Here is a 23,590-nt window from a genome sequence, read left to right as displayed (position 1 = left end):
AAATCCGAACAGTAATTGCATTAACGCAAAGTGGATCTTTTCTCGTTTCACATCAATCATCATCATTCCATCTACTCAAAGCGCACACGTCGTCATACGTTGAATGCAACCGTGTTAACGAATATTGCCCCAGTCATACAATTTACCCGTGGTGTCCAGTACTGACACATTTTTATTGTAACCGGAAAGCCATGACTGTACGGAATTGACCGGTTCTCCCTGTCGATGGATACCGAGCCACAACTCGGCAAGCGTATTGACGTCATCAGCAGACCATGGGGTTGTGTAGTCCCCGGTAAATTTATTTTTAGAATCAACCTGATGGCTATACCAGATAAACATCGGGATATGCAGCGCTTCTCTCGGTGGATTGACGCCACCATGTGAATACACAACTGAACGCTGCGGATCACGCACTAAACCATGATCGGAAAAGTACATGACCGATGAACGCGAGTTGTCCAGTGCAGCAAAAATTTTGCCCATAACCTTATCCGTATAACGCACTGAATTGTCATAACAATCATCAGCTTCACTGCCACCTTTTAATACGGATTCACTGGCAGGGAAACGACGGCAGGCAGGCTCGTGGCTACCATACAGGTGCAGGACAATGATTTTTTTACCCGGTTTTTTCAACGCATCATTCAATAATGGCAAGAGATCTTCATCGTAGCCACCGTCAACCCACTCATGCTGGCGAGCATTCATGGCAATCCCGGTAATCACGTTGTTATGCGCCCCACCTTTTCCCTGGCGGCTAAACCAGGAGGTATCGTATCCCGCTTTATTGGCGATATTGATGACATTATCACCGTATTTATGCGGATCTCTCGCTTTTACCGTATCGGCTGTTATTGCCAGGGGCACTGCCATGATCGTGACAGGTGCAGGGGTCACCGCATTGCGGAATAACAGGAGTTGCGATTGCTGCTTCACCAGTTCCGGCGTGGTATCCCGTTGATAACCATAGATACCCATGTTCGCCGTCCGTTCCGATTCACCAATAATCAGCACATAGTTATCGATACCGGTATCCGACAGCGTAATTTTATAATCAGGGATATTGTTACCAATATTGGCGACGACTGAAATATCTTCAACCGCCTGCATAAACACTTTTGCCGTGCTGACGGGTGTCGCCTGTACAACGCGCTGAGTCAGGCTTTCAACATTGCTCTTTCTGAGTTGGTGCTGCCAGGCCTGAGCAAAAAAGGCAAAGACCGTCAGTCCCAACACAATGCCCGGCCAGCGGCGAAAACGTGGAGCAACAGGCCATGCCCCCGTATTAGCGGTATAGATAAACAGTGCCGAGAGCGCAACAAAAATGAGACAATCACGCCAGTACAACCCCAGCATCGAACTCGCTTCGCCCGATGTGGTATTTAATACGCTGAGCGCGAATCCATAACTAAATGCAGAATTAAAATTGTTCCAGGCATATAACTGAAGAGTGACATCAGCCGCAACCGGAATTAATAAAACGATGGCCAGAATATTTCTTATATATTTATTATGGATACATTTAACAGTCAGTAATATCAGTAAAAAAACCAACGTCCGGTTAATTACGGCATTATATTTCGCATTTAGAATGTTAACGCCAATCACTATTAGCAAAGAAATCACTATCAGAATACTACCCGTGACGCGCGACGATGTATCAACAGACTTTTGTGAAAACAGAGTGGACATAATGACCTGATTAGTCTGGCCAAATCTTTTCTGACGACATCATTATTACTGCAAAAAATGAGCTCGCTAAAAAGACCAGGTGGAGAAAAATTCGCCAAAAGTTAACAAGTAACCTCTGGAAAGTCAAACCGCTAAATCGGGGTAATGACACCCGTAGATACGGGTGTCATTCGGCAGGATTACTCCCAGCTCAGGATCACTTTTCCTGACTGGCCAGAACGCATTGCGTCAAAGCCTTGCTGGAACTCATCAATAGAGAAACGATGCGTAATAATCGGTGACAGATCCAGACCTGACTGAATCAGAGCCGCCATCTTGTACCAGGTTTCGAACATCTCACGGCCATAGATGCCTTTGATGAACAAGCCTTTAAAGATGACGTTGTTCCAGTCGATAGACATATCCGATGGCGGAATACCCAACATCGCAATACGACCACCGTGGTTCATGGTGTCGAGCATAGTACGAAACGCCGGTGGTGCGCCGGACATCTCCAGGCCCACGTCAAAGCCTTCGGTCATGCCCAGTTCAGCCATCACGTCGTTCAAGCTCTCTTTAGAAACATCTACCGCACGGGTGACACCCATTTTACGTGCCAGCGACAGGCGATATTCATTCACATCGGTAATCACAACGTGACGTGCACCGACATGCTTCGCCACAGCCGCGGCCATAATGCCAATCGGGCCTGCACCAGACACCAGCACATCTTCACCCACCAGATCAAACGACAGCGCCGTGTGCACGGCGTTACCGAACGGGTCGAAGATAGAGGCTAAATCATCAGAGATGTTGTCCGGAATTTTAAAGGCGTTGAATGCCGGGATCACGAGATATTCCGCGAAACAACCAGGACGGTTTACGCCTACGCCGACGGTATTGCGGCACAGGTGAGTACGACCACCACGGCAGTTACGGCAATGACCACAGGTGATATGGCCTTCGCCGGAGACGCGATCGCCAATTTTAAAACCTTTCACTTCCTGGCCAATACCCACCACTTCGCCGACATATTCATGACCGACAACCATGGGAACCGGAATAGTCTTCTGTGACCACTGATCCCAATTGTAGATGTGGACGTCAGTGCCGCAGATGGCGGTTTTACGAATTTTGATCAGCAGATCGTTATGACCGACTTCCGGCTCCGGCACGTCGGTCATCCAAATTCCTTCTTCCGCTTTCAGTTTGGATAACGCTTTCATCACAGATCCTTAGGCAATCACGCCCAGTTGTTTGCCGATGCGGATAAAGGCTTCAACCGCACGCTCAATTTGTTCAGGCGAATGCGCCGCAGACATCTGTGTACGGATACGGGCCTGGCCTTTTGGTACAACCGGGAAGAAGAACCCGGTCACGTAGATACCTTCTTTTTGCAGTTCACGGGCAAAGTTCTGCGCCACGACCGCATCGCCCAGCATCACCGGGATGATCGCGTGGTCAGCGCCGGCCAGAGTAAAACCTGCAGCACTCATTTTTTCGCGGAACAAACGGGCATTGGACCACAGGCGATCGCGCAGTTCGCTGCCTGCTTCCACCATTTCCAGCACTTTGATGGAAGCCGCCACAATGGCTGGCGCCAGCGAGTTGGAGAAAAGATACGGACGAGAGCGCTGACGCAGCCACTCAACCACTTCTTTGCGTGCTGCGGTATAGCCACCAGATGCCCCACCCAGCGCTTTACCCAGCGTACCGGTAATGATGTCCACACGGCCCATCACGTCACAGTATTCGTGGGAACCACGGCCGTTCTCGCCCACAAAGCCAACCGCATGGGAATCATCGACCATCACCAGCGCATCGTATTTATCAGCCAGATCGCACACACCTTTCAGGTTGGCGATCACGCCATCCATCGAGAACACACCGTCGGTCGCGATCAGTACATGACGCGCACCGGCTTCACGCGCTTCTTTCAGGCGCGCCTCCAGCTCGACCATGTCGTTGTTTGCATAGCGGAAGCGTTTCGCTTTACACAGACGCACGCCGTCGATGATAGAGGCGTGGTTCAGGGCGTCGGAGATAATCGCATCTTCTGCGCCAAGCAACGTCTCAAACAGACCGCCGTTAGCATCGAAGCACGAGGAGTACAGAATCGCATCTTCCATACCGAGGAACTCAGCCAGCTTTTTCTCAAGCTGCTTGTGGCTGTCCTGAGTACCACAAATAAAGCGGACGGAAGCCATACCAAAACCGTGGGTGTCCATGCCGTTTTTAGCCGCGGCAATTAGCTCAGGGTGATTCGCAAGACCTAAGTAGTTGTTCGCACAAAAGTTGATCACATGGCTGCCATCAGCAACAGTGATGTCCGCTTGCTGCGCAGACGTAATAATACGCTCTTCTTTGAACAACCCTTCCGCACGTGCGGTGTCCAGGTCGCTGTTTAACTGTTTGTAAAAATCACCACGCATTGCAATTCTCCAGACTCGGCAAATTTCGGCACATATTACCCAAAGCTATACTTCATGACGAGATGACACATTATCTCTTCTCGTTTTTGCAGCATAAATCACGCGTACCCTTGCGCGATGTCGGTGAATGGCTGAAGGGTCGCCATAGTAATGATATGATATGAATATTAGCGTCTGGGATTGTCCCCGGACTCCACACTTCAAAGGTTACAGTTATGATCATCGTTACCGGCGGCGCGGGCTTTATCGGCAGCAACATTGTTAAAGCTCTCAATGACAAAGGCATCACCGACATCCTGGTAGTGGACAACCTGAAAGACGGTACTAAGTTTGTAAACCTGGTGGATCTGAACATTGCCGACTACATGGATAAAGAAGATTTCCTTATCCAGATTATGGCAGGTGAAGAGTTCGACGATATTGATGCCATCTTCCATGAAGGTGCTTGTTCCTCCACCACCGAGTGGGATGGCAAGTACATGATGGACAACAATTACCAGTACTCTAAAGAGCTCCTCCACTACTGCCTGGAGCGTGAAATTCCGTTCCTGTATGCCTCTTCTGCAGCCACGTACGGCGGCCGTACGTCTGACTTCATTGAGTCCCGTGAATACGAACAGCCACTGAACGTCTACGGCTACTCAAAGTTCCTGTTCGACGAATATGTGCGCCAGGTTCTGCCAGAAGCGAACTCACAAATTGTCGGCTTCCGTTACTTCAACGTGTACGGGCCGCGTGAAGGACATAAAGGCAGCATGGCGAGTGTGGCATTCCACCTGAACACTCAGTTGAACAACGGCGAAAGCCCGAAATTGTTCGAAGGCAGTGATGGCTTTAAGCGCGACTTCGTTTACGTCGGTGACGTTGCTGCAGTGAACCTGTGGTTCTGGGAAAACGGCGTATCCGGCATCTTCAACCTGGGTACTGGTCGCGCGGAATCCTTCCAGGCGGTGGCAGACGCTGCGCTGGCGTACCACAAAAAAGGCAGCCTTGAGTACATTCCGTTCCCGGAAAAACTGAAAGGCCGCTACCAGGCATTCACTCAGGCCGACCTGACCAACCTGCGTGCTGCTGGCTATGACAAGCCGTTCAAGACCGTTGCAGAAGGTGTAACGGAGTACATGGCCTGGTTGAACCGCGACGCGTAAGTATGAAAATTTTGGTGATAGGCCCGTCATGGGTGGGCGACATGATGATGTCGCAAAGTCTCTATCGCACGCTCAAGGCGCGCTATCCCCAGGCAGTAATCGACGTGATGGCTCCGGCATGGTGTCGTCCGTTGTTATCGCGTATGCCGGAAGTCAATGACGCGATCCCGATGCCGCTTGGCCACGGGGCGCTGGAAATTGGCGAACGCCGTAAGCTCGGTCATAGTCTGCGAGACAAGCGCTATGACCGCGCCTACGTCCTGCCAAACTCGTTCAAATCGGCCTTAGTGCCTTTCTTTGCAGGTGTACCTCATCGCACCGGCTGGCGCGGTGAAATGCGCTATGGCCTGCTGAATGACGCGCGAGTCCTGGATAAAGAAGCCTGGCCGTTGATGGTAGAACGCTATGTCGCTCTGGCCTACGACAAAGGGGTAATGCGCAGCGCCAAAGATCTGCCACAGCCGCTGTTGTGGCCACAGTTGCAGGTTAACGATGGTGAGAAATCTCAGACCTGTAACACCTTTGGTATCTCGTCCGAACGCCCGATGATCGGCTTTTGCCCAGGCGCTGAATTCGGCCCGGCAAAACGCTGGCCGCACTATCACTACGCCGAGCTGGCGAAGCAGTTGATTGACGAAGGCTATCAGATTGTCCTGTTTGGCTCGGCGAAAGACCACGAAGCAGGCAACGAAATCCTGGCCACACTCAGTAACGAGCAGCAGGCCTGGTGTCGCAATCTGGCCGGTGAAACTCAACTGGAACAAGCGGTGATTTTACTTGCGGCCTGTAAAGCCGTCGTCACTAACGACTCAGGCCTGATGCACGTTGCCGCTGCACTGAATCGTCCGCTGGTCGCCCTTTATGGTCCGAGTAGCCCGGACTTTACGCCGCCGTTGTCGAATAAAGCGCGGGTGATCCGCCTGATTACCGGCTACCACAAAGTCCGTAAAGGCGATGCGGCGGAAGGTTATCATCAGAGCCTGATCGACATTACGCCGCAGCGAGTTCTTGAAGAGCTCAACGATTTGCTGTTGAACGATGAAGGATAACGAATGCGGGTATTGATCGTTAAAACCTCTTCCATGGGCGATGTCCTGCATACGCTACCGTCGCTGACGGACGCCATGCAGGCCATTCCCGGCATTCGTTTTGACTGGGTCGTGGAAGAAGGCTTCGCGCAGATCCCCACCTGGCATGAATCAGTTGACCGCGTGATCCCGGTAGCGATTCGTCGCTGGCGAAAAGCCTGGTTCTCAGCCCCTATTAAAGCCGAACGCAACACATTTCGCGCTGCAGTGCAGGCGCAACACTATGATGCAATTATTGACGCACAAGGGCTGGTAAAAAGCGCCGCGCTGGTTACTCGTCTGGCACACGGCGTGAAGCACGGAATGGATTGGCAAACCGCCCGCGAGCCGCTGGCGAGCCTGTTCTACAACCGTCGTCATCATATAGCCAAACAACAGCACGCCGTAGAACGCACCCGTGAGCTGTTTGCCAAAAGCCTGGGCTATGCAAAACCAGACATCCAGGGCGACTACGCCATTTCGCAACATTTCCTCCATGCTTCGCAGCAAGATGCCCCGCCTTACTTAGTTTTCCTGCATGCAACCACCCGTGATGACAAGCACTGGCCAGAAACACACTGGCGCGACCTGATTGGTTTGCTTGGCAACGCCGGGCTGCGCATCAAGCTCCCGTGGGGGGCGCCGCATGAAGAGGCGCGTGCTAAACGTCTGGCTGAAGGCTTTGATTACGTGGACGTTCTGCCGCGCATGAAGCTGGATGGCGTGGCACAAGAACTGGCGGGGGCAATGGCAGTGGTTTCTGTCGATACCGGCCTCAGCCACCTGACGGCGGCGCTGGATCGTCCTAATATTACGCTTTACGGCCCAACGGACCCGGGCCTTATCGGCGGCTACGGAAAAAATCAATATATCTGCCGTCCGGAACATTCATCGCAGCTGAGCGACCTCAACGCCGCTGCGGTATTTGCGCAATTAGAGCCTTTGCTGGCAGCAGAGAGAGCCTATGTCTGATTTTTTCTCAGCGGAGCGCCCACCAAAGCGCGTGCTGATCATTAAGCTGCGTCACCACGGTGATGTTCTGCTAACTTCGCCGGTCTTTACCGTGTTGAAAAAGAACTGGCCGGACGTTGAAGTGGATGCCCTGGTGTATGACGACACCCAGGCGATGCTAACCAGCCATCCGTATATCGATCAAGTACATACCATTGGCCGCAACTGGCGTAAAAAAGGCTGGTTTGAACAGCTTCGTCTGTATCGTGCGCTACTGAATACCCTGAAAGGTCGCCAGTACGATGTGCTGATTAACCTGACCGAACACTGGCATGGCGCACGCCTGGCGCGTCGCCTGAAACCGCGTGTCTCCGTGGGTTTTAAGCCGGATAAACGCGGTGGCCTGTCGCGTCGTCGCTGGGTGAAATCCTTCACCACGCTCTACCCGGCGATTCAGGACAACAGCCGCCATATGGTCGAAGTGAATCTTGATGCACTGCGGCGCATCGGTATTCATCCGCAATCTGATGAAGACAAGCATACCCTGTTTGTACCGGGCGATGCGGCAGAAGCCTCGGTTGCGGAGAAACTGGCCGGGTTTGGACTCGCCAGTAAATCCTATATTCTGGTGCACCCAACGTCCCGCTGGATGTTTAAGGCCTGGGATATCAAAAAACTGGCGGCAACCATCGATAACCTGGCGGCGCGTGGCCTGCCAATTATTCTCTCTGCAGCACCGTCAAAAGAAGAAACTGCGTATATGGATGAGCTGCGCGCCGCACTCACCCAGCCGGTGTTTGATTTAAGCGGCCAGTTGAACCTGAAAGAGCTGGGCGCGCTCATGAAACACGCGCGTATTTACTTTGGCGTCGATTCTATGCCAATGCACCTCGCCAGCGCCGTAGGTACACCGACGGTGGCCATTTTTGGCCCAACCGGGGCGATCAAGTGGGCGCCGTGGGGCGTGAATTATCGCGTTATCACTGCCGGATTTACCTGTCAGCCTTGCGGCAAAGCAGGCTGTGGTGACGGCGGCGTTTCTGACTGCATTACGGCAATCACACCTCAACAGGTGCTGAGCGCCATTGATACGTTATTGCTGGAATATCCTGCATGAAGCTGGCTATCGTCCGACAAACCTACAACCCGAACGGTGGCGCAGAACGCTTTGTTTCCCGTGCGCTAAACGTCCTGGCGCAGGATACCTCGCTGGATGTGACGCTGATTGCCCGCCAGTGGGAAGATGCTGCGGGCTGGAACACACTCACCGTTAACCCGCCGTTCCGTAATCGCATTGCCCGTGAATCCGGGTTTGCAGCGGAAGCCGCCTCGCATTTCGCGCAATTCGATATCGTGCAGAGTCATGAACGTATCCCTGGCGCCACAATTTTTCGCGCAGGTGATGGTGTTCATGCCACCTGGCTTGAACAGTATGGCCGTATTTTGTCGCCGCTGGCACGCTGGGCGCAGTCGCTGAGCCGCTATCATCGTTATATTTTGCAGGCCGAGACGCAGATGTTTACCCACCCACAGCTGCGTAAGGTTATCTGTAACTCGAAGATGGTGCGTGATGACATCGCCCACCGCTTCGCGCTGCCGGATGACAAGCTAACAGTGATCTACAACGGTGTGGATACCGCGTATTTCAGCCCGGACGTGCGCGCACATTCGCAACGTGCGGCGCTGGGCATCCCGCAAACCGCGCCAGTACTGGCATATGTGGGTTCCGGCTTTAGCCGTAAAGGTGTTGCGACCGCATTACGCGCCATTGTGCCGCACCAGGATGTCTGGCTACTGATTGCCGGGCGCGATAAGCATGCCCGTAAATTTGAAAAGCTGGCACGAACGCTGGGTGTTGCATCTCGCGTGCACTTCCTGGGGCCTGTTGCTGATGTGCGTGAAGTTTACGGTACAGCTGATGCGCTGATTCTGCCAACGCTCTACGATCCGTTCCCGAATGTCTGCGTGGAAGCGCTGGCCTGTGGCTTACCGCTTTTCACCAGCCACGGCTGCGGCGCAGCGGAGTGGGTAGAAGAAGGCCAAAACGGCTGGGTGCGTGATGCACTGGACAGTGCAGGCTATCAGCAGGCGATCACTCACTGGCTGCAAGGCCTTGAGCAGGGCGTTAACTATTCAGCCGCCGCGCGCGCAACGGCTGAACCCTATACTCTGGACAGAATGGCCAAAGAGTTACAGGCGCTTTACCGCGACCTGCTGCGCTGAGCCGCATCAGAGAAGACGTTCTCCATTGCGTCCAGCATACATTCGCGCGTGAAGTGGCTACACAGATAATCGTAGCCTTGCTGTGCAAGCGTCTCACGCATCCCCGCGTCGTCATACAGTTTCATAATTGCATCGTGCAGCGCTTTCTCATCGCGCTGCGCGATCAAAATCCCCGTCTGACCGTTAATCACTGCATCGCCCGTACCGCCAGCATCTGTCGCGATAGTGGCAATGCGGGAAGCTAATGATTGCAGAACGCCCTGCGGTAAACCTTCCATATCGTGTGAAGGACTTAACGCAATATCAAACGCCGGGAACCAGCGTTCAGGATCGCTGCGATGCCCTGCCATCAGGACGCGTTGCTGTAATCCCAGATTCACGATCTCCTGCTCCAGCGTCGCTTTGTGCGGGCCTTCGCCAACAATCGCCAGCTTGATGTGTGGATTGTCGATTGCTGCCAGGGCACGCAACAACACGCTGTGGCCTTTGTTAGGACGCAAATGCGACACCACGCCTAGCCAGAAATCCTCCTGCGATAAACCGCAGTGGTCACGGGCCTCATGCTTATCAGCCGGGTGGAAACGCAGCGTATCGACGCCGCTTGGCACAGAGGTACTCTGGGACATCGGGACACCAATATTCGCCACCTGAAGACGCAGTGCTTCACCGGTCGTCACGATATGTGAACAGGCTTTGCGAAACAGCCAGCGCGTTGTCCAGTTGTCACGTGGTACACCAGAAGCATGGCGGGTACGCACCAGCGGAACGGGGTTAGACAACGTCATATTCGCCAGTGCCACCAGCCAGGTATCGGCGGAGTTATGGCTATTGATGACATCAATCGATTTACGGTTATCGCGCATCCAGCGACGCAATAGCTGCAGATTTTTAAGGTTCTTACGCTTTAACGGCATCGTCACCACCGCCAGCCCGGCGTTTCGCGCCAGCGCATGCAGGGGGGCGGTTTCCGGACAAAGAATGGTCACCTGATGGCCACGCTGAATCATCCCTAACGATTCGTTAATAATGCGCAGAGGCTGCCCGCCTTTGCCACCGTCTGCTTCAGTGTGAACAATATGCATACATTTCCTGTTATGAATCTCGCCAGCGTGACGCTAATTTGCCGCCCAAAAGGATCTTTGTCCCTCCAGGCATATGTTTTTAGTATCCACCGGATATAATACAGCACGAATGGCCTTACCAACATGGGTGGTCTGCCTTGAACACAACGGAGAAAGCATGTCCGACAAACCTTTATTGAGCCTTGTGGTCGCCGTCTATAACGGTGAAAAATTCCTGAGTGCATTTTTCGACAGCATCAAAGCTCAACATCTGGACAGTCTGGAACTGGTCGTTGTGAACGACGGGTCAAGCGACAACTCCTCAGCCATCATTGCGCAGTACGCCAGCGAATTCCCGTTTTATAAGGTCATTGACCAGGCAAATCAGGGGGTTTCAGCAGCCCGTAATACCGGCCTGGCGGAAGCAACGGGTGAGTATGTGGCGTTTCCCGATATTGATGACGTCATCTACCCTGGCATGTACCCACGTCTGCTGGAGATGGCCAAAAAGAACGATCTTGATGTTGCGACCTGCAACGGGACCTATATCTACGATGATGGCAGACCGTCGAAGAAAATCTTCCCGTCCGACAAACTGCAATCCACCGGCGTGCTGGATGGCCCAACGTGGCTACAGCGTGCTCTGGCATCACGTAAATTCCTGCACGTCACCTGGTTGAATATTTATCGCCATACATTCATTAAAGAGCAGGGCTTTACCTTCGAGCATGGGCTACGCCACCAGGATATTCCATGGACCACTGAAGTCCTGTTGACCGCAAAACGCGTGCAGTACACGGACGAAACGTTTTACGACTATCTCATCCACTCCGCGTCAGTATCCCACACGCCGGGTACAGACGATACGCGTATGCGTAACGCGCGCCATTACATGAAAATCCTCGAAATGCTGGAGGCTATCAACCAGCGTTACCCGGAAGCCGTGCGCCGGGTTCCAGCCTGTCAGTGGCAGATCGCGAAAGAGGGCCTGGGCATTCTTCATGCCATTAATAACATCGGCGATCTAACCAAGAAACGCGAAATCATCCGCGAACTGTTCGACCGCGGGATCTGGGCACTGATCTGGAAAAACGCCCGTGGGCTGCGCCAGCACTGGCGACTGGGTCGTCGTTATTTCCGTTTAAAACGGTATCTGGCATAAGAGATAGCTTTACCTGGCTTAAATGCTTAGAATTTGCCCGCCGAAACTAAAAAAAACGGATAATCGCTTGGAATTGTTGTATACCGCTCTGCTCTACATCATTCAGCCACTGGTGTGGCTGCGACTGTTGCTTCGTAGCCGTAAAGCGCCTGCGTACCGAAAACGCTGGGCCGAACGTTATGGCTATTGCCGCAATAAAGTTGCCCCGGACGGTATTTTGCTACATTCCGTTTCTGTTGGTGAGACGCTGGCGGCGATCCCGTTGGTTCGCGCCCTGCGTCACCGCTATCCGTCATTGCCGATCACTGTCACTACCATGACGCCGACAGGATCTGAACGTGCGTTATCCGCTTTTGGTAAAGACGTGCACCACGTCTACCTGCCTTACGATTTGCCCTGTGCCATGAACCGCTTCCTCAATACCGTTCGCCCAAAGCTGGTGATTGTGATGGAAACCGAGCTATGGCCAAATATGATTTCCGCCCTGCACGCTCGTAAAATCCCACTCGTGATTGCCAATGCGCGCTTATCTGAACGTTCCGCAAAAGGTTACGGCAAACTCGGTAAATTCATGCGCCGCCTGCTCAGTAAGATCACGCTGATTGCGGCGCAAAACGAAGAAGATGCCGCACGATTTACAGCGCTGGGTTTGAAACGTAACCAGCTCGCGGTAACCGGTAGCCTGAAATTCGATATTTCCGTGACACCTGAACTCGCCGCACGTGCAATTACGCTGCGTCGTCAGTGGGCCCCACGCCGCCAGGTCTGGATCGCTACCAGCACTCATGATGGTGAAGAAGACATTATTCTCCAGGCCCACCGTAAACTGCTGGAGAAATTCCCGGATTTACTGCTGATTCTGGTTCCTCGTCACCCGGAGCGTTTCAAAGACGCCCGTGACATGGTGCAAAAAGGCGGTTTCAGTTTCACCCTCCGCAGCAGTGGAGAGATCCCATCCAGCAGCACTCAGGTGGTGATTGGCGATACGATGGGAGAACTGATGCTGCTGTACGGAATTGCCGATCTGGCCTTCGTCGGCGGTAGCCTGGTTGAACGTGGTGGTCATAACCCACTGGAACCTGCTGCACATGCCATTCCGGTGCTGATGGGGCCGCATACATTTAACTTCAAAGATATCTGCGCTAAATTGCAGCAAGCCGACGGCTTAATTACCGTGACCGATGCGGATTCCGTCGTGAAAGAGGTATCAACCCTGCTGACAGACGAAGATTACCGCCTGTGGTATGGCCGCCATGCCGTCGAAGTCCTGCATCAGAATCAGGGTGCACTGACCCGTCTGCTGCAACTTCTGCAACCTTATCTGCCTCAGCGGAGTCACTAATGCCCAAGCGTCTGTCGGTCGTAATGATCGCCAAAAACGCCGCCGACCTGCTTCCAGACTGTCTGTCCTCTGTCGCCTGGGCAGACGAAATTGTCCTGCTTGATTCTGGCAGTGAGGACAATACGGTAGAAATCGCCCGTGCCGCGGGTGTAAAGGTCTATACCAATACCGACTGGCAGGGCTACGGTATTCAACGCCAGCGTGCGCAATCTTATGCAACGGGCGACTATGTGCTGATGATCGATACCGACGAGCGCATGACGCCTGAACTCCAGTTCGCGATTCAGAGCGTGCTCGCTGCCCCGCAGCCTGACGCAATCTACAGCATCGCACGTCGTAACTATTTCCTGGGTCGCTTTATGCGCCACAGTGGCTGGTATCCTGACCGCGTCATGCGCCTGTATGAACGCGAGCGTTACCAGTACAACGAAAATTTGGTGCATGAATCTCTGGTGAGTAACAATGCGAAGGTTATCGCCCTGACTGGCGACCTTCTACACCTCACCTGCCGCGATTTTGCCAGCTTCCAGCGTAAACAGCTCAACTACGCCACAGCATGGGCACAAGAGCGCCATCAGCGCGGCAAAAAAGTCTCTCTGACGGGTATTTTCTCCCATACGCTGGGCGCGTTTCTGAAAACGCTGTTGCTGCGCGGGGGTGTGCTGGATGGCAAGCAGGGCTGGTTACTGGCGGTGGTGAATGCACAGTATACTTTTAATAAATACACCGAGCTGTGGGCGCTCTGCCGCGGCTACTCAGAGAAAACGTGAGCCATGAGCACAAAAGCGATTTATCCGGGTACTTTCGATCCCATCACCAACGGCCATCTTGATATCATCACGCGTGCGGCAAGCATGTTTGATACGTTGATTCTGGCGATTGCCGCCAGTCCCAGCAAAAAGCCCATGTTTGACCTGGATGAACGCGTGGCCCTCGCCACTGCATCAGTAGCCCATCTGCCTAACGTTGAAGTCATGGGCTTTAGCGATCTCATGGCAAACTTTGCCCGAACACAACAGGCAAATATTCTGATCCGCGGTTTGCGCGCTGTGGCTGATTTTGAATACGAAATGCAACTGGCGCATATGAACCGCCACCTGATGCCTGAGCTGGAAAGCGTATTTTTGATGCCGTCAAAAGAGTGGTCGTTCATTTCATCTTCGCTGGTGAAAGAGGTGGCCCGTCATCACGGCGATGTCACCCATTTCCTGCCCGCTAATGTTCATCAAGCCTTGATGGATAAGCTCAAATAACTCACTTCTGGCACTGACGGCAATAAAACGTTGCTCGCTGAGCATGCTTCGTCGCCACAATCGGTGTACCGCATACCCGGCAGGGTTCGCCCTTACGCCCGTAAACCTGCAATTCCTGTGCAAAATAGCCAGGCTTGCCGTCACTTTGCAGGAAGTCCTTCAGCGTCGTCCCGCCCTGCTCAATTGACCGCAGTAGCACAGCTTTAATGACCCTGACCAGTAATTCACACTCCTGAGCGGACAACGAAGATGCCAGCCGATCGGGATGGATCCCGGCGGCAAAGAGCGATTCACTGGCATAGATGTTCCCCACACCAACAACCAGCTTGTTGTCCATCAACCAGGGCTTAATTGGCGTTTTCTTCTTCGCGCACTTCGCCCTCAGGTATTCCGCGTTAAACGCGTCACTCAGCGGCTCTGGCCCCAGATGTGCCAGTACGCTATGCCCCTCAAGCTCTTTGGTCCACAACCATGCACCAAAGCGTCGGGGATCGGTGTAGCGCAGCACTTTACCGTTACTCATGACCAGATCAACGTGGTCATGTTTTTCAGCCGGTAGTTCTTCAGGAAGTATACGCAGGCTCCCGGACATCCCCAGGTGGATGATAATCCAGCCGTCAGGCAGTTCCAGCAGCAGGTATTTAGCGCGACGTTGCACGCTAAGAACGGGTTTATCGCTCAAAGCGTGGATCTCATCGGAGACCGGCCAACGAAGGCGGCCATTGCGAACGATCGCATGAAGAATAGTCGCACCAACCAGATGTGGCTCGATGCCACGACGGCTGGTCTCGACCTCAGGTAATTCAGGCATGGTTCCTCCGTTGAGGGTCAGAATGCAAAAAACCCCGCAGTTGCGGGGTTTTTCAGTACGAGAATTCTAAAATTATTTAATTTTAGCTTCTTTGTACAGTACGTGCTGGCGTACAACTGGATCGAATTTTTTCAGTTCCAGTTTTTCCGGCTTAGTACGTTTGTTCTTCGTGGTGGTGTAGAAGTGACCTGTACCAGCAGAAGAAACCAGCTTGATTTTCTCACGAATACCTTTAGCCATGATTTATTTCCTCGTTAAGTACTTAGTACTTTTCGCCACGGGCACGCAGTTCGGACAGAACTGTATCGATGCCTTTCTTATCAATAACACGCATACCTTTAGCAGATACACGCAGGGTGACAAAACGCTTCTCGCTCTCAACCCAGAAACGGTGAGAGTGCAGGTTCGGCAGGAAACGGCGTTTAGTCGCGTTCAGTGCGTGGGAACGGTTGTTACCGGTCACCGGACGCTTGCCAGTAACTTGGCAGACTCGGGACATGTCTATTCTCCAAAAATCAAATTAGCTCGAGCTTCGTATGGGGTATCGGCGCCTCGTCAGGCTTTACAGCCCGGTCATCGCAGTTCTAAGTGAACTCTCGATTGCCAGGCCCAAATGCCAAACCCGAGATTCTCAAAGGTGGCGTAGTATACGCTGACTCGGCGGTGTGCTCAAGTCCCGAACAGACAAAGATCCCAATGGATCGCGTGAATTGGTCTAAATCCAACCACGTTCTGCAAAAGAAATGTACTCTCCACGGCCAATTATCAGATGGTCAAGAACACGAATGTCCATGAATTGACAGCATTTGATAATCCGTTCGGTTATTTCTTTATCGGCTCTGCTCGGTTCAGCGCAACCAGAGGGGTGATTATGCGCGAGGATCACGGCGGCTGCATTCACTTTTATCGCTTCACGCACAATTTCTCGCGGATGGACCTCAACATGACTCAATGTTCCCGCAAAAAGGTGACAATGCTTCAGGACGCGGTTTTTATTATCAAGAAAGATCACCATGAAGATCTCACGTTCTGCATCACTTAACTGGCTTTGCAGGAAATCACGTGTAATTTCAGGGCTTAATAGTGGGTTTTCCACCCGTATCCGGACGTTATAGAAGCGACTGGCAAGCTCTGCAATCCCTTTTAGCTGGGCAAATTTAGCCACACCAATGCCTTCGACATGCTTAAATTCTGCCAGATCGGCGGTAAGCAAACCGTACAGAGAGCCAAAATGTTCCAGTAACTCTTTCGCCAGCAGAAAAACCGTTTTCCCCGACGTCCCGGTACGCAAAAACAGCGCGAGTAGCTCTTCATCATCCAGCGATGTAATGCCATCGCGCAGCATTTTTTCGCGCGGTAATAGCACCGAAGTACTTTCCATAGTCCGATCTCCTCATGTTTCTTGCCATGCTGCCACAGGTGTTCTCCCCTCTCGATGCTCATTTTTCGTTCCTGCGTAGCGCCTCGCAAAGTGACCAATGGACAACCTCACCCCCGCTTTTGGGATTGTGATAAAATGCCCGCACTCTGGTGAAACCCAACAGGAAAGAATCATGATGAGCCTGGCCGGTAAAAAAATCGTTCTTGGCATAAGCGGCGGAATTGCCGCCTATAAAGCGCCGGAATTGGTACGTCGCTTACGCGAGCGCGGGGCTGATGTGCGCGTTGCCATTACGGAAGGTGGAAAAGCCTTTATCACCCCACTGAGCCTACAGGCTGTTTCGGGATATCCGGTATCCGACAGCCTGCTCGATCCAGCGGCAGAAGCGGCAATGGGCCACATCGAGCTCGGTAAGTGGGCTGACTTAGTGATTTTGGCTCCTGCCACAGCCGACTTAATTGCCCGTGTCGCAGCAGGCATGGCAAATGATCTGGTGTCGACCATTTGTCTGGCTACCCCGGCCCCCGTCGCTGTCGTACCGGCCATGAACCAGCAGATGTACCGCAACGCCGCCACCCAACATAATCTGGAGACGCTGGCATCACGCGGGCTACTGATTTGGGGTCCAGATAGCGGCAGCCAGGCGTGTGGCGATGTGGGACCTGGTCGTATGCTCGACCCCCTCACTATCGTGGATATGGCCGCCACCCATTTTGCCCCTGTCAACGATCTGCAACATCTCAACATCATGATTACCGCGGGCCCGACGCGCGAGCCGCTGGACCCGGTTCGTTATATTACGAACCATAGTTCAGGCAAGATGGGATTTGCTATTGCTGCCGCTGCAGCAAAACGTGGCGCGAACGTCACACTCGTGAGCGGCCCGGTGTCTTTGCCAACCCCGGCTTTTGTACAACGTATTGATGTCGTGACCGCACTGGACATGGAAGCCGCCGTTCAGGCTCACGCGCAAAAACAACAGATTTTTATTGGCTGTGCGGCTGTCGCTGATTACCGCGCAGAAACCATCGCAGAGGCAAAAATTAAAAAGCAAGGCGATGAATTAACAATAAAAATGGTGAAGAACCCAGATATTGTTGCAGGTGTCGCTGCACTGAAAGACCATCGACCTTACGTTGTTGGGTTTGCCGCAGAAACGAATAATGTGGAAGAATATGCCCGGCAAAAACGTACCCGCAAAAACCTCGATTTGATTTGCGCGAACGATGTATCGCTGGCCACGCAAGGATTTAACAGCGACAGCAATGCATTGCACCTTTTCTGGCAGGATGGAGATAAAGTCTTACCGCTCGCGCGCAAGGAACTCCTGGGCCAACAATTACTGGACGAGATCGTTACCCGTTATGATGAAAAAAATCGACGTTAAGATTCTGGACCCGCGTGTTGGACAGCAATTCCCGCTGCCAACCTATGCCACCTCCGGCTCTGCCGGTCTTGACCTGCGTGCCTGTCTCGATGACGCCGTAGCGCTGGCTCCAGGTGCAACTACCTTGATCCCAACTGGGCTGGCTATTCATATTGCCGATCCGTCTCTGGCTGCGGTTATCCTGCCGCGCTCTGGCCTGGGCCATAAGCATGGCGTCGTACTGGGCAACCTGGTGGGCTTGATCGATTCTGACTATCAGGGCCAACTGATGGTTTCCGTCTGGAACCGTGGTCAGGACAGCTTCACCATTGAACCGGGCGAACGTATCGCCCAGATGGTATTTGTACCGGTAGTACAGGCTGAATTTAATCTGGTGGAAGACTTTGATTCCACCGACCGCGGCGAAGGCGGTTTCGGCCACTCAGGGCGTAATTGATCGCTCAATAAACACGTATCTCACAGCGCCATAATGCAATAACAAACCGCAAACATCAGTTTGCGGTCGCTGTGTGGATGCCAGCCTGGCAAGTGCTTATTTTTCAGGGGTATTTTGTAACATGGCAGAAAAACAAACCGCGAAAAGGAATCGTCGCGAAGAAATACTTCAATCTCTGGCTCTGATGCTTGAATCCAGCGATGGCAGTCAACGCATCACCACCGCAAAACTGGCCGCCTCTGTTGGCGTATCAGAAGCGGCGTTATACCGTCATTTCCCGAGCAAAACCCGGATGTTTGACAGCTTGATCGAGTTTATCGAAGACAGCCTGATCACACGTATCAATCTGATTCTGAAAGACGAAAAAGACACCACTGCGCGTCTGCGTCTCATTGTTCAGTTGATTCTGGGCTTTGGTGAACGCAATCCAGGGCTGACCCGCATCCTGACTGGTCACGCATTGATGTTTGAGCAGGACCGGCTGCAGGGCCGCATTAATCAGCTTTTTGAGCGTATTGAAGCGCAATTGCGCCAGGTTCTGCGTGAAAAGAAAATGCGTGAAGGTGAAGGTTATGTCACCGACGAAACCCTGCTGGCCAGTCAGATATTAGCGTTCTGCGAAGGTATGCTTTCCCGGTTTGTCCGTAGCGAATTCAAATACAGTCCAACAGATGATTTTGAAGCCCGCTGGCCGTTAGTTGCTGCCCAACTACAGTAACGTTCTTGCCGGATGTCTGCTGCAACGTATCCGGCCTACATGATCTGTAGGCCCGGTAAGCAACACGCTACCGGGCAATTGACTTAAACGCCAAATTCTTCCCGATACGCGCGCACCGACGCCAGGTGATCGGCCATCTCTGGCTTTTCTTCCAGATAGGCAATCAAGTCTTTCAGCGTCACGATGGAAATCACTTTGCAGCCATAATCACGTTCAACTTCCTGAATGGCAGAAATCTCGCCACGGCCCCGCTCCTGACGGTCGAGAGAGATCAGTACCCCCGCAAGCGTAGCGCCGTTAGCCTGAATAATCTCCATGGATTCACGAATTGCCGTACCAGCGGTGATCACATCGTCGACCAGCATCACACGCCCTTGCAGCGCACTGCCAACCAGGTTGCCACCTTCGCCGTGGGTCTTTGCCTCTTTACGATTAAAGCAATACGGCACATCGCGGTCGTGATGTTCTGCCAGCGCCACCGCCGTGGTGGTCGCAATCGGAATACCTTTATAAGCCGGGCCAAACAACAGGTCGAAATCAATCCCTGAATCCACCAGCGCTTCGGCATAGAAACGGCCTAACAGTGCCAGATCGCGCCCGGTATTAAACAGCCCGGCGTTGAAGAAATAGGGACTTTTACGCCCGGATTTCAGCGTAAATTCGCCAAACTTAAGTACCTGCTTGTTAAGCGCAAACTCAATAAACTGGCGCTGATATGGTTTCATGGATTCGCTCCTCATCTTACTTTTCATTTTCTACGAACAAAAAAAAGGCGACTCACTGGTCGCCTTTAAAATCAATTTTCTAATGCCGCTTTCTGCGTCACGATAATGGATTCGATTCCCCCTCTGGCGAGAGCCAGTAGGCTGAGAAGCTCTTCATGGGTGAAGGGCTCGCCCTCTGCCGTCCCCTGAACCTCAATGATGCGACCGTCTTCAGTCATCACCACGTTCATGTCGGTTTCTGCCGCCGAATCTTCAACATATTCCAGGTCACAAAGCGCTTCACCGTTAACAATACCCACGGAGACGGCAGCAACCATCCCTTTCATTGGATTCGTTTTGAGTTTACCGGCAGCAACCAGCTTGTTCAGTGCATCAGCCAGCGCCACACAAGCACCGGTAATTGATGCCGTACGCGTGCCGCCATCAGCCTGAATAACATCACAGTCCAGGGTAATGGTGAATTCACCGAGGGTTTTCAGGTCAACTGCTGCGCGCAGCGCACGCGCGATCAGACGCTGAATTTCCATAGTACGCCCCCCCTGCTTACCCTTCGCAGCTTCACGCGCATTACGGGTATGGGTTGCACGTGGCAGCATGCCGTATTCGGCAGTGATCCAGCCCTGGCCCTGACCTTTCAGGAAACGCGGTACACCTTCTTCAATAGAGGCTGTGCACAGAACCTTGGTATCACCAAATTCAACCAGCACGGAGCCTTCAGCGTGTTTTGTATAGTTACGGGTCAGGGTGACGGGGCGCACCTGGTTGGCGCTACGACCTGCTGGACGCATGATGTTATCTCCGGCTTGAAACGAATGTGGCTGCGCATTATACGGATAAAGGACGCTTATTCCTATCCTGAGAAGCCCCTGAAAGCTATAATCCCCCCATCTCTCCTTTAAAAACGGGAACGTCTATGATTCGCAGTATGACCGCCTACGCCCGGCGTGAAATCAAGGGTAGCTGGGGTAGCGCTACCTGGGAAATGCGCTCGGTAAACCAGCGCTATCTGGAAACTTATTTCCGTATGCCGGAGCAATTCCGCAGCCTGGAGCCTGTTGTACGTGAGCGTATTCGTGCTCGTCTGACGCGCGGCAAAGTGGAATGTAACCTGCGTTTTGAGCCTGATGCCAGTGCGCAAGGTGAGCTGATCCTGAATGAGAAACTGGCCAAACAGCTGGTTAACGCAGCGAACTGGGTCAAGATGCAGAGCGATGAGGGCGAGATTAACCCTGTTGATATTCTGCGCTGGCCTGGCGTTATGGCGGCCGGCGAACAGGATCTCGATGCGATTACATCTGAAATCCTCAGTGCGCTAGACGGTACGCTGGACGACTTCATTGTAGCCCGTGAAACGGAAGGCCAGGCACTAAAAGCGCTCATTGAACAGCGTCTTGAAGGTGTTAGTGCCGAAGTGACCAAAGTCCGTGCACATATGCCAGAAGTGCTGCAGTGGCAGCGCGAACGTCTGGTTGCCAAACTGGAAGAAGCAGAAGTGCAGCTCGAAAACAATCGACTGGAGCAAGAGCTTGTTCTGATGGCGCAACGTGTTGACGTTGCTGAAGAGCTGGATCGTCTGGAAGCACACGTCAAAGAGACGTACAACATTCTGAAAAAGAAAGAAGCTGTGGGCCGTCGCCTCGATTTTATGATGCAGGAGTTCAACCGCGAATCGAATACGCTGGCGTCTAAATCGATTAATTCCGACGTGACCAATTCAGCGATTGAGCTGAAAGTGCTTATTGAGCAAATGCGCGAACAAATCCAGAATATCGAGTAAGCTATCAGCAATATTTAGGACGACGCATAAATCACACCAAGCCCGCAACCCAGCGGGCTTTTTTGTTATCATGGGCTATCATAAAGACGCAACAAAGCGCATAGTTAAGGTGTACACCTAGGTGTACCCATGGCGTTAGGTGTACGCAACTAGGTGTACACCCTTATTAAAAGTTTGGAATAGTTTGGATATTCGCAAAATGCCAAAACTCACAGACATGCAGATCCGCGCATGGATAAAGGCCGGGGAGCGATTCGAGGGACGCTCTGACGGTAACGGGCTTTATCTTTCATACCGCGAAAACTACCAGACCCCCGTCTGGCGATTCCGCTATAAATTCGCTGGGAAACCCCGCGCAATGATGATCGGCTCATATGCTGAGCTATCACTATCAAAAGCCAGAGAGACAGCCAAAGAGCTATCGGCGCGTGTTGCGCTGGGTTATGACGTCGCGGGAGAGAAGCAGGAACGGAAAGCCGAAGCGCTGGCGAAGATGGAAGCAGAGAGAAACGCCATGCGCGTTTCAGAACTTGCCGCTGAATACTTTGAGCGTCAGATCCTGCCGCGCTGGAAGCACCCTGACATTCTCCGTCGCCGCATCGACAAAGATATAAACCCCTGCATTGGTCAAATGAGGGTGGAGGACGTGAAACCACGCCACATTGACGACATGCTAAAAGGCATTGTTGACCGTGGAGCGCCAACCATAGCGACGGACGTTCTGCGCTGGACGCGCCGCATATTTGATTACGGAATTAAACGGCACGCGCTGGAGATAAATCCGTGCTCAGCCTTTGAGGTTTCTGACGCTGGCGGGAAAGAGGTTGCCCGTGAACGATGGCTAACCCGTGACGAGTTAATCAGACTGTTTCAAGCCATGCGACAGGCTAAAGGGTTTAGCCGCCAGAATGAGCTTACATTCAAGCTCCTGCTAACCTTATGCGTACGTAAAATGGAACTATGTGCCGCCCGCTGGGAAGAATTCGATCTTGAGGGGGCAATCTGGCATCTGCCAGAAGAACGAAGTAAAAACGGCGATGCCATCGACATACCGTTGCCGCCACCAGCAGTAGAGTGGTTGCGAGAACTGCGCACCTTTTCGTGCAATAGCAAATGGGTATTACCTGCCAGAAAGATGCAAAACCGCATGATCCCCCATATTCAGGAAAGTACCCTGCCCGTTGCGCTGGCAAAAGTTCGCGCTGAAATGCCCGATGTACCCAACTACACCATTCATGATTTCCGGCGTACTGCCCGCACCCACCTTGCTGCGCTGGGCGTTGATCCAGTGGTGGCCGAACGCTGCCTTAATCACCGAATTAAGGGTGTTGAAGGGATTTATAACCGCTACCAATATTTTGAGGAGCGCAAAGCCGCACTTACGTTGTGGTGTGATTTGCTGGTGGCATTAGAGAGTGGCGAAGATTACAACGTGACGCCGTTAGACTTAGAACGAAGGAAAGTATGAAAGATATCCTTAGAAAATCACCTATTGAAAGGCTTTGCGTATCTGTCTCAATAACCCCACAAGAGATGGCCTTAGCTCTTGCTGGGCTAAACCCTTTGACCAGAATAAGTGATGTTCCTGAAGAATATTATGATTACGTTGACCATACGAGAAGGGCAATTGCTAGAGCATTAAAGGTGTACAGAGATAAAAAGATATCTACAGATGAAGCATGTAACGCACTAGATATTCTTTTAGCCGCTTTCCCATTTGTTGAAGAGAGCACGCCAGAAATAATCACTCAAAAAGTGGCAGAGGCTATCGACGATCTGCGCGGAACCAAAGGATGGGAAGAGAAAGCCCGTAACTTAGGCGGCCTACATCTTGTTAACTACATCAGAGATACAAACCGTAGCGGGCGTGGACAGCACCGTAAGCAGGATGAGGAAGATGGAAATATGAAGATGATGGGTGTACTAATCCAGTTACTAGTAAAAAAATCTGGCGCATCTTCATACTGAATCGCCACAGATAATCTAGACACTTCCGAGCCGCTGATAATATTGTTTTTCGTATTCAGTTGGTGGCATATGAT

24 protein-coding genes and 1 pseudogene are annotated in these 23,590 nt (G+C 52.4%); 15 read left to right on the top strand and 10 right to left on the bottom strand.

Annotated features, from left to right (window positions below; all coding sequences use genetic code 11):
* Nucleotides 1-114 precede the first annotated feature (114 nt).
* The 3 genes from GF617_RS14710 to kbl form a co-directional block, all read right to left on the bottom strand.
* Entirely contained in the window at nt 115-1,695 is a 1,581-nt protein-coding gene (locus GF617_RS14710) for a phosphoethanolamine transferase (protein ID WP_203451983.1), read from the bottom strand.
* A gap of 179 nt (nt 1,696-1,874) precedes the next feature.
* Complete coding sequence (gene tdh, locus GF617_RS14705; RefSeq protein ID WP_181621716.1) at nt 1,875-2,900, bottom strand: L-threonine 3-dehydrogenase; 1,026 nt, start codon at nt 2,898-2,900, stop codon at nt 1,875-1,877.
* 9 nt (nt 2,901-2,909) lie between these two features.
* Nucleotides 2,910-4,106: a glycine C-acetyltransferase gene (gene kbl / locus GF617_RS14700; protein WP_203451982.1), complete on the bottom strand. Its 1,197-nt coding sequence runs from the start codon at nt 4,104-4,106 to the stop codon at nt 2,910-2,912.
* 215 nt (nt 4,107-4,321) lie between these two features.
* On the opposite strand from kbl, the gene rfaD reads away from it, so the two are divergent.
* From rfaD to GF617_RS14675, 5 genes are read left to right on the top strand one after another with little or no spacing between them, the layout of a single operon-like run.
* Complete coding sequence (gene rfaD, locus GF617_RS14695; RefSeq protein ID WP_181621714.1) at nt 4,322-5,254, top strand: ADP-glyceromanno-heptose 6-epimerase; 933 nt, start codon at nt 4,322-4,324, stop codon at nt 5,252-5,254.
* Nucleotides 5,255-5,256: 2 nt separating this feature from the next.
* Nucleotides 5,257-6,303, top strand: coding sequence for an ADP-heptose--LPS heptosyltransferase RfaF (gene rfaF / locus GF617_RS14690; RefSeq protein WP_181621713.1), 1,047 nt, complete (start codon nt 5,257-5,259; stop codon nt 6,301-6,303).
* 3 nt (nt 6,304-6,306) lie between these two features.
* Nucleotides 6,307-7,293: a lipopolysaccharide heptosyltransferase RfaC gene (rfaC, locus tag GF617_RS14685; RefSeq protein WP_203451981.1), complete on the top strand. Its 987-nt coding sequence runs from the start codon at nt 6,307-6,309 to the stop codon at nt 7,291-7,293.
* Nucleotides 7,286-8,389 (top strand): putative lipopolysaccharide heptosyltransferase III, encoded by a 1,104-nt coding sequence (rfaQ, locus tag GF617_RS14680; RefSeq protein ID WP_181621711.1) that lies wholly within the window; start codon nt 7,286-7,288, stop codon nt 8,387-8,389. Before rfaC ends, rfaQ begins: the two co-directional genes overlap by 8 nt.
* Nucleotides 8,386-9,495, top strand: coding sequence for a glycosyltransferase family 4 protein (locus tag GF617_RS14675; protein ID WP_203451980.1), 1,110 nt, complete (start codon nt 8,386-8,388; stop codon nt 9,493-9,495). Before rfaQ ends, GF617_RS14675 begins: the two co-directional genes overlap by 4 nt.
* On the opposite strand, the gene GF617_RS14670 is transcribed toward GF617_RS14675, so the two are convergent.
* On the bottom strand, nt 9,474-10,577 hold the full coding sequence (locus GF617_RS14670) for a glycosyltransferase family 4 protein (RefSeq protein WP_203451979.1): 1,104 nt from the start codon (nt 10,575-10,577) through the stop codon (nt 9,474-9,476). The two genes, GF617_RS14675 and GF617_RS14670, sit on opposite strands and share 22 nt — an antisense overlap.
* Before the next feature lie 157 nt (nt 10,578-10,734).
* Between GF617_RS14670 and GF617_RS14665 the strand changes: the two genes are divergently transcribed.
* The 4 genes from GF617_RS14665 (at nt 10,735) to coaD (ending at nt 14,313) form a co-directional block, all read left to right on the top strand.
* Nucleotides 10,735-11,718: a glycosyltransferase gene (locus GF617_RS14665; RefSeq protein ID WP_181621708.1), complete on the top strand. Its 984-nt coding sequence runs from the start codon at nt 10,735-10,737 to the stop codon at nt 11,716-11,718.
* A 67-nt stretch (nt 11,719-11,785) separates the two neighbouring features.
* The gene (gene waaA / locus GF617_RS14660; protein ID WP_181621707.1) at nt 11,786-13,060 is read left to right on the top strand and encodes a lipid IV(A) 3-deoxy-D-manno-octulosonic acid transferase; all 1,275 of its coding nucleotides are present in this window, start codon (nt 11,786-11,788) and stop codon (nt 13,058-13,060) included.
* Nucleotides 13,060-13,830 (top strand): glycosyltransferase family 2 protein, encoded by a 771-nt coding sequence (locus GF617_RS14655; RefSeq protein ID WP_203451978.1) that lies wholly within the window; start codon nt 13,060-13,062, stop codon nt 13,828-13,830. The genes waaA and GF617_RS14655 overlap by 1 nt, the downstream gene beginning before the upstream one ends.
* A 3-nt stretch (nt 13,831-13,833) precedes the next feature.
* The gene (coaD, locus tag GF617_RS14650) at nt 13,834-14,313 is read left to right on the top strand and encodes a pantetheine-phosphate adenylyltransferase (RefSeq protein ID WP_181621705.1); all 480 of its coding nucleotides are present in this window, start codon (nt 13,834-13,836) and stop codon (nt 14,311-14,313) included.
* Nucleotide 14,314: 1 nt separating this feature from the next.
* Here coaD and mutM read toward each other — a convergent pair whose 3' ends face one another.
* The 4 genes from mutM to radC form a co-directional block, all read right to left on the bottom strand.
* A complete protein-coding gene (mutM, locus tag GF617_RS14645; protein WP_181621704.1) occupies nt 14,315-15,124 on the bottom strand; it encodes a bifunctional DNA-formamidopyrimidine glycosylase/DNA-(apurinic or apyrimidinic site) lyase in 810 nt (269 codons plus the stop codon).
* 72 nt (nt 15,125-15,196) lie between these two features.
* Nucleotides 15,197-15,364, bottom strand: coding sequence for a 50S ribosomal protein L33 (gene rpmG / locus GF617_RS14640; protein WP_003024094.1), 168 nt, complete (start codon nt 15,362-15,364; stop codon nt 15,197-15,199).
* Nucleotides 15,365-15,386: 22 nt separating this feature from the next.
* Nucleotides 15,387-15,623, bottom strand: coding sequence for a 50S ribosomal protein L28 (gene rpmB, locus GF617_RS14635; protein WP_002436699.1), 237 nt, complete (start codon nt 15,621-15,623; stop codon nt 15,387-15,389).
* A 216-nt stretch (nt 15,624-15,839) separates the two neighbouring features.
* On the bottom strand, nt 15,840-16,505 hold the full coding sequence (radC, locus tag GF617_RS14630; protein ID WP_203451977.1) for a DNA repair protein RadC: 666 nt from the start codon (nt 16,503-16,505) through the stop codon (nt 15,840-15,842).
* A 175-nt stretch (nt 16,506-16,680) separates the two neighbouring features.
* Between radC and coaBC the strand changes: the two genes are divergently transcribed.
* From coaBC to slmA, 3 genes are all read left to right on the top strand, one after another.
* A complete protein-coding gene (gene coaBC / locus GF617_RS14625; protein ID WP_203451997.1) occupies nt 16,681-17,892 on the top strand; it encodes a bifunctional phosphopantothenoylcysteine decarboxylase/phosphopantothenate--cysteine ligase CoaBC in 1,212 nt (403 codons plus the stop codon).
* Nucleotides 17,870-18,328, top strand: coding sequence for a dUTP diphosphatase (gene dut, locus GF617_RS14620; protein WP_203451976.1), 459 nt, complete (start codon nt 17,870-17,872; stop codon nt 18,326-18,328). The genes coaBC and dut overlap by 23 nt, the downstream gene beginning before the upstream one ends.
* Before the next feature lie 121 nt (nt 18,329-18,449).
* Nucleotides 18,450-19,046 carry a nucleoid occlusion factor SlmA gene (gene slmA / locus GF617_RS14615; RefSeq protein WP_181621701.1) on the top strand — a complete coding sequence of 199 codons (597 nt, stop codon included), beginning with the start codon at nt 18,450-18,452 and terminating at the stop codon, nt 19,044-19,046.
* Between the two features lie 83 nt (nt 19,047-19,129).
* On the opposite strand, the gene pyrE is transcribed toward slmA, so the two are convergent.
* Nucleotides 19,130-19,771, bottom strand: coding sequence for an orotate phosphoribosyltransferase (gene pyrE / locus GF617_RS14610; RefSeq protein ID WP_181621699.1), 642 nt, complete (start codon nt 19,769-19,771; stop codon nt 19,130-19,132).
* A 71-nt stretch (nt 19,772-19,842) separates the two neighbouring features.
* Nucleotides 19,843-20,559, bottom strand: coding sequence for a ribonuclease PH (gene rph / locus GF617_RS14605; RefSeq protein ID WP_203451975.1), 717 nt, complete (start codon nt 20,557-20,559; stop codon nt 19,843-19,845).
* Between the two features lie 125 nt (nt 20,560-20,684).
* Between rph and GF617_RS14600 the strand changes: the two genes are divergently transcribed.
* The 3 genes and pseudogenes from GF617_RS14600 to GF617_RS14590 all read left to right on the top strand — a co-directional run.
* Nucleotides 20,685-21,548, top strand: a complete 864-nt coding sequence (locus tag GF617_RS14600) for a YicC/YloC family endoribonuclease (protein ID WP_181621697.1) — start codon at nt 20,685-20,687, stop codon at nt 21,546-21,548.
* Between the two features lie 199 nt (nt 21,549-21,747).
* A complete protein-coding gene (locus tag GF617_RS14595) occupies nt 21,748-23,016 on the top strand; it encodes a site-specific integrase (RefSeq protein WP_203451974.1) in 1,269 nt (422 codons plus the stop codon).
* Nucleotides 23,013-23,513 (top strand): annotated as a pseudogene (locus GF617_RS14590) (hypothetical protein); the annotation flags it as partial. The gene GF617_RS14595 and the pseudogene GF617_RS14590, both read left to right, overlap by 4 nt.
* Between the last annotated feature and the right edge of the window lie 77 nt (nt 23,514-23,590).

Origin of the sequence: Lelliottia sp. RWM.1 (assembly GCF_016859735.1) — a bacterium.
GTDB lineage: Bacteria > Pseudomonadota > Gammaproteobacteria > Enterobacterales > Enterobacteriaceae > Enterobacter.
The sequence above is the reverse complement of the archived record's forward strand: the minus strand, read 5'-3'. Positions and strand labels throughout refer to the sequence as shown.

Bases quoted from the DNA above. Each gene is read 5' to 3' on its own strand.
- rph (WP_203451975.1), bottom strand. From the start codon at position 20,559: ATGCGTCCAGCAGGTCGTAGCGCCAACCAGGTGCGCCCCGTCACCCTG.
- kbl (WP_203451982.1), bottom strand. From the start codon at position 4,106: ATGCGTGGTGATTTTTACAAACAGTTAAACAGCGACCTGGACACCGCA.
- rfaC (WP_203451981.1), top strand. From the start codon at position 6,307: ATGCGGGTATTGATCGTTAAAACCTCTTCCATGGGCGATGTCCTGCAT.
- pyrE (WP_181621699.1), bottom strand. From the start codon at position 19,771: ATGAAACCATATCAGCGCCAGTTTATTGAGTTTGCGCTTAACAAGCAG.
- mutM (WP_181621704.1), bottom strand. From the start codon at position 15,124: ATGCCTGAATTACCTGAGGTCGAGACCAGCCGTCGTGGCATCGAGCCA.
- rpmB (WP_002436699.1), bottom strand. From the start codon at position 15,623: ATGTCCCGAGTCTGCCAAGTTACTGGCAAGCGTCCGGTGACCGGTAAC.
- radC (WP_203451977.1), bottom strand. From the start codon at position 16,505: ATGGAAAGTACTTCGGTGCTATTACCGCGCGAAAAAATGCTGCGCGAT.
- GF617_RS14670 (WP_203451979.1), bottom strand. From the start codon at position 10,577: ATGCATATTGTTCACACTGAAGCAGACGGTGGCAAAGGCGGGCAGCCT.
- tdh (WP_181621716.1), bottom strand. From the start codon at position 2,900: ATGAAAGCGTTATCCAAACTGAAAGCGGAAGAAGGAATTTGGATGACC.
- coaD (WP_181621705.1), top strand. From the start codon at position 13,834: ATGAGCACAAAAGCGATTTATCCGGGTACTTTCGATCCCATCACCAAC.
- dut (WP_203451976.1), top strand. From the start codon at position 17,870: ATGATGAAAAAAATCGACGTTAAGATTCTGGACCCGCGTGTTGGACAG.
- rfaF (WP_181621713.1), top strand. From the start codon at position 5,257: ATGAAAATTTTGGTGATAGGCCCGTCATGGGTGGGCGACATGATGATG.
- GF617_RS14665 (WP_181621708.1), top strand. From the start codon at position 10,735: ATGTCCGACAAACCTTTATTGAGCCTTGTGGTCGCCGTCTATAACGGT.
- rpmG (WP_003024094.1), bottom strand. From the start codon at position 15,364: ATGGCTAAAGGTATTCGTGAGAAAATCAAGCTGGTTTCTTCTGCTGGT.
- GF617_RS14675 (WP_203451980.1), top strand. From the start codon at position 8,386: ATGAAGCTGGCTATCGTCCGACAAACCTACAACCCGAACGGTGGCGCA.
- slmA (WP_181621701.1), top strand. From the start codon at position 18,450: ATGGCAGAAAAACAAACCGCGAAAAGGAATCGTCGCGAAGAAATACTT.
- GF617_RS14710 (WP_203451983.1), bottom strand. From the start codon at position 1,695: ATGTCCACTCTGTTTTCACAAAAGTCTGTTGATACATCGTCGCGCGTC.
- GF617_RS14600 (WP_181621697.1), top strand. From the start codon at position 20,685: ATGATTCGCAGTATGACCGCCTACGCCCGGCGTGAAATCAAGGGTAGC.
- rfaQ (WP_181621711.1), top strand. From the start codon at position 7,286: ATGTCTGATTTTTTCTCAGCGGAGCGCCCACCAAAGCGCGTGCTGATC.
- GF617_RS14655 (WP_203451978.1), top strand. From the start codon at position 13,060: ATGCCCAAGCGTCTGTCGGTCGTAATGATCGCCAAAAACGCCGCCGAC.
- GF617_RS14595 (WP_203451974.1), top strand. From the start codon at position 21,748: ATGCCAAAACTCACAGACATGCAGATCCGCGCATGGATAAAGGCCGGG.
- rfaD (WP_181621714.1), top strand. From the start codon at position 4,322: ATGATCATCGTTACCGGCGGCGCGGGCTTTATCGGCAGCAACATTGTT.
- coaBC (WP_203451997.1), top strand. From the start codon at position 16,681: ATGAGCCTGGCCGGTAAAAAAATCGTTCTTGGCATAAGCGGCGGAATT.